This is a genomic window from Mycobacterium sp. (assembly GCF_039583785.1).
Classification (GTDB): domain Bacteria; phylum Actinomycetota; class Actinomycetes; order Mycobacteriales; family Mycobacteriaceae; genus Mycobacterium.
The window spans coordinates 4,505-7,595 of the sequence record NZ_JAVKSG010000103.1; the positions used below are offsets into that span (position 1 = coordinate 4,505).

General features: G+C 67.2%; 4 protein-coding genes. 3 read left to right on the forward strand and 1 reads right to left on the reverse strand.

Annotated features, from left to right (window positions below; translation table 11 throughout):
• The 3 genes from ABDV69_RS19265 to ABDV69_RS19275 form a co-directional block, all read left to right on the forward strand.
• Positions 1-184: hypothetical protein (locus tag ABDV69_RS19265; protein WP_343577246.1), on the forward strand; the 184-nt coding region annotated here is incomplete at its 5' end.
• On the forward strand, positions 177-1,949 hold the full coding sequence (gene lnt, locus ABDV69_RS19270; RefSeq protein WP_343577249.1) for an apolipoprotein N-acyltransferase: 1,773 nt from the start codon (positions 177-179) through the stop codon (positions 1,947-1,949). The genes ABDV69_RS19265 and lnt, both read left to right, overlap by 8 nt.
• A 180-nt stretch (positions 1,950-2,129) precedes the next feature.
• A complete protein-coding gene (locus ABDV69_RS19275) occupies positions 2,130-2,423 on the forward strand; it encodes a hypothetical protein (protein ID WP_343577250.1) in 294 nt (97 codons plus the stop codon).
• A 442-nt stretch (positions 2,424-2,865) separates the two neighbouring features.
• Here ABDV69_RS19275 and ABDV69_RS19280 read toward each other — a convergent pair.
• Positions 2,866-3,091: hypothetical protein (locus ABDV69_RS19280; RefSeq protein WP_343577252.1), on the reverse strand; the 226-nt coding region annotated here is incomplete at its 5' end.

A 3,091-nucleotide genomic window follows, 5' to 3' on the forward strand; every position in this document is an offset into this window, starting at 1 on the left:
CGCCCGCGTTCTATGTCGTCCGGGACTTACCGAGGAGCTTGTGGTGAGTACATCCAGCGATGCAGTCCAGCGGAGGTGGACCGACCCGCGTTCCCGGGTCCTGCGGCTGCACGGGTGGGTTCCAGCCGATGTGCTGCGGCGCTGTCGGCAAACTATGCGCAGGCAGGCGGTGGTCTATGGATAGCGACGCTCAGAGTTCCGACCATGCACCACCGCCTAACGCCGACGAGCAGGCCAGCGGCGACGAGCCCGAAGCGGTACCCGGTGCCGTGCCGGCCACCGACCGTCCGACCCGACTGGCCGCCGTTCTCACCGACCGGCTGGCGCGGTGGAGTGGCGTGCCAGCCGAGCGAGGGGCGACGCTGAGCGCCACATTGGTCGCCGGTCTCCTGCTGTGGGCCAGTTTCCCGGTGCTGAACTGGTGGTGCGCCGCGGTTGCCGCCTTCGCACTGCTGGGCTGGGTGTTGATTCGCCCGGCCACGACGTTGGCCGGTGGCCTGGGCTATGGCTTTCTGTTCGGGCTGGCGTTTTATCTGCCGCTGCTGACCTGGACCGGTGATTTCGTCGGGGTCTGGCCCTGGTTGGCGCTGGCGGTACTCTGCGCGCTGTATCCGGGCCTGTTCGGCGTGCTGGCGGTCGTGGTGCGCGGTGTACCGGGTTGGCCGATCTGGTTCGCGGCACTGTGGGGGGCCCAAGAGTGGGCGAAGTCGGCCTTCCCGTTCGGCGGATTCCCTTGGGGGACAGTCGGTTTCGGTCAAACCACCGGCCCGCTGTTGCCGCTGGCCGCCCTCGGCGGGGTTCCGCTGTTATCGGTGGCGATCGTGTTGCTGGGCTGCACCACGACGGCGATCACGATCGCGATCGGGCGCTGCCTGCCGGGCGGCGGCACGGGGACGCACCGCCGCAGGGCTGCGATATCGGCCGTGCTGCTGCCCGGCATCTGCGTTTGCCTGGTGTGCTTGGCCACCGCCATAGCCACACCGCAGATTCAGGGCGTCGGCGCAGAGTCGGGCTCGGGCACCGAGGCGCCCGTTATGGTGGCCGCAGTGCAGGGCAGCGTCCCCCGGCTGGGATACGACTTCAACGCCCAACGCCGGCAGGTGCTCGACTATCACCTCCAGGAGACCCTGCGGCTCGCCGACGATGTCGCGGCCGGGCGTGCCCAGCAGCCACAATTGGTCATTTGGCCGGAAAACGCCTCCGATATCGATCCGCTGACCAACGCCGACGCCGCACATCAGATTGCGACCGCAGCCGCCGCGATCCATGCGCCCATTCTGGTGGGCGCGGTCCGTGCTGGCCCCGGCGCGACCGACGAGCACCCGGCGTGGCTGAACTCGGTGATGGTCTTCGACCCACAGTCCGGGTGGGGTGAGCGCCACGACAAGGCGATCATCCAGCCGTTCGGCGAATACCTGCCCTGGCCTGCCGTCTTTCGGCACTTGTCCAGTTATGCCGAACGGGTGAGTCATTTCGTCGCCGGGCAAGGCCCCGGTGTGGTGCACGCTGCCGGTGTCCCGGTCGGGGTGGCCACCTGCTGGGAGGTGATCTTCGACCGGGCGCCTCGCCGCTCGGTGCTGGCCGGCGCCCAGCTGCTCGCCGTCCCCACCAACAACGCCACCTTCGATGAGACGATGAGCCGCCAGCAACTCGCGATCGCCAAGACACGCGCCGTGGAACACGACCGCTACGTGGTCGTAGCCGGCACCAGCGGGATCAGCGCGGTGATCGCCCCCAACGGCCACGAGCTGGCCCACACGGACTTCAACCAGCCCGCCTACCTGGACAGTCCGGTACGTCTGGAAACGAGGCTGACCCCGGCCACCCGCTGGGGACCAGTCGTGCAACGGCTGCTGGTGGGGGCTGCTGTCGTAGCCGGTCTCGCCGCGCTGCTCCAAAATAGGTGGTGGTCCACGTGCCGGAATCGTCGCCACCAGACACCGGGTTGAATGGTCGGCAGACGACAACGAAAAGGTCGCGTTATGCACCGACCTCAATTTTTCACCGAATTGAGTAGTGTCGGGTGTCGTTAACGTGAAAGGTGCACTGCCTCAGCGATAACCGATGTTGCGCAGACACGATCATGGAGACGAGGGGTGCATTGCATCTGTCAGATGTAGGCTGACGCGATGAGTAAGGCGCTGCCCGGTGGTATCGGCACCAGCGTGATCGCCATCGCTGTCTCAGCGCTCGCCGGACCCTTGGCGCGCGTCGCCATCTCTACCGATGCGGTGACCGACGCGGTTGACGTTGTGGGCGCACCGGCCGCGATCAGCTGGGCGACCGGCGGCCAGGATCCAGCCTGCCATCCGCCCCCGCCCCCGCCGGACTGCCAGCCTGACTCTCCGGACCCGGCCTGCCACCCAGCCCCACTGCCAGCGCGCTGCCACTACGTCCCCTTTGTCCCACCCGGTGGGCTGTAGTTAAGGGCCGTATCGCCAGCCGCAAACGGGTGAGGGTCTACCCGCTGGGGTTATCGCGTGTGTGGTCGCTTCGTTCGGGGTCGTGTTTCGCGGTTGGCGGTAGATGGTTTTTCGGGATACTACGAAGGTCTCGGCGATCTGATCGACTGGTCTTGATAACAGATGCTCCTATATTCAGGCAACGATCTTGGTTGCCTTTCTTGGCGGTTGGAGGGCGTGGAAGATTTCGCGGGCGAGGTAGCGCTTGATAGCAGTATGGAAATTCTTCACCGCAGGTCAGGGGGTGTTTGCGTCGTCCGACGACTGATGTGTGACGGCGGTGGCGAACGGACAGGCCGTGCCGTCCCGGTCGTCGCGCGGGTGGCCGTGGTCATTGTTCAGACTCGGCCGTCATGTCGATCCCGGTTGGCGCCTGCTGGGGCTGATCGGGGTGCGGCAGGGCCTATCGGATCGGTGGCGGCGGACGGCGGGCGTGCGGAGCGACCGGCGCGGACGGAAGCGCCAGCGGACGGGAGCACAGGGAGCGCAGCGGAGCCCGCAGGTAGCCGCCGCCGCGTTGATCTGGGCTGTGCCGGCGGGTCTCGGGGTGCTCGTCGGCGTCGGGCGGGCCGGTGGTGTCGGTGGGTCTGGCTATGTTGTCGCCATGAGTACGGGCATCGACAGCGGTG

Excerpts from the sequence above, each read along its gene's own strand:
- lnt (WP_343577249.1), top strand. The coding sequence starts at position 177 with ATGGATAGCGACGCTCAGAGTTCCGACCATGCACCACCGCCTAACGCC.
- ABDV69_RS19275 (WP_343577250.1), top strand. The coding sequence starts at position 2,130 with ATGAGTAAGGCGCTGCCCGGTGGTATCGGCACCAGCGTGATCGCCATC.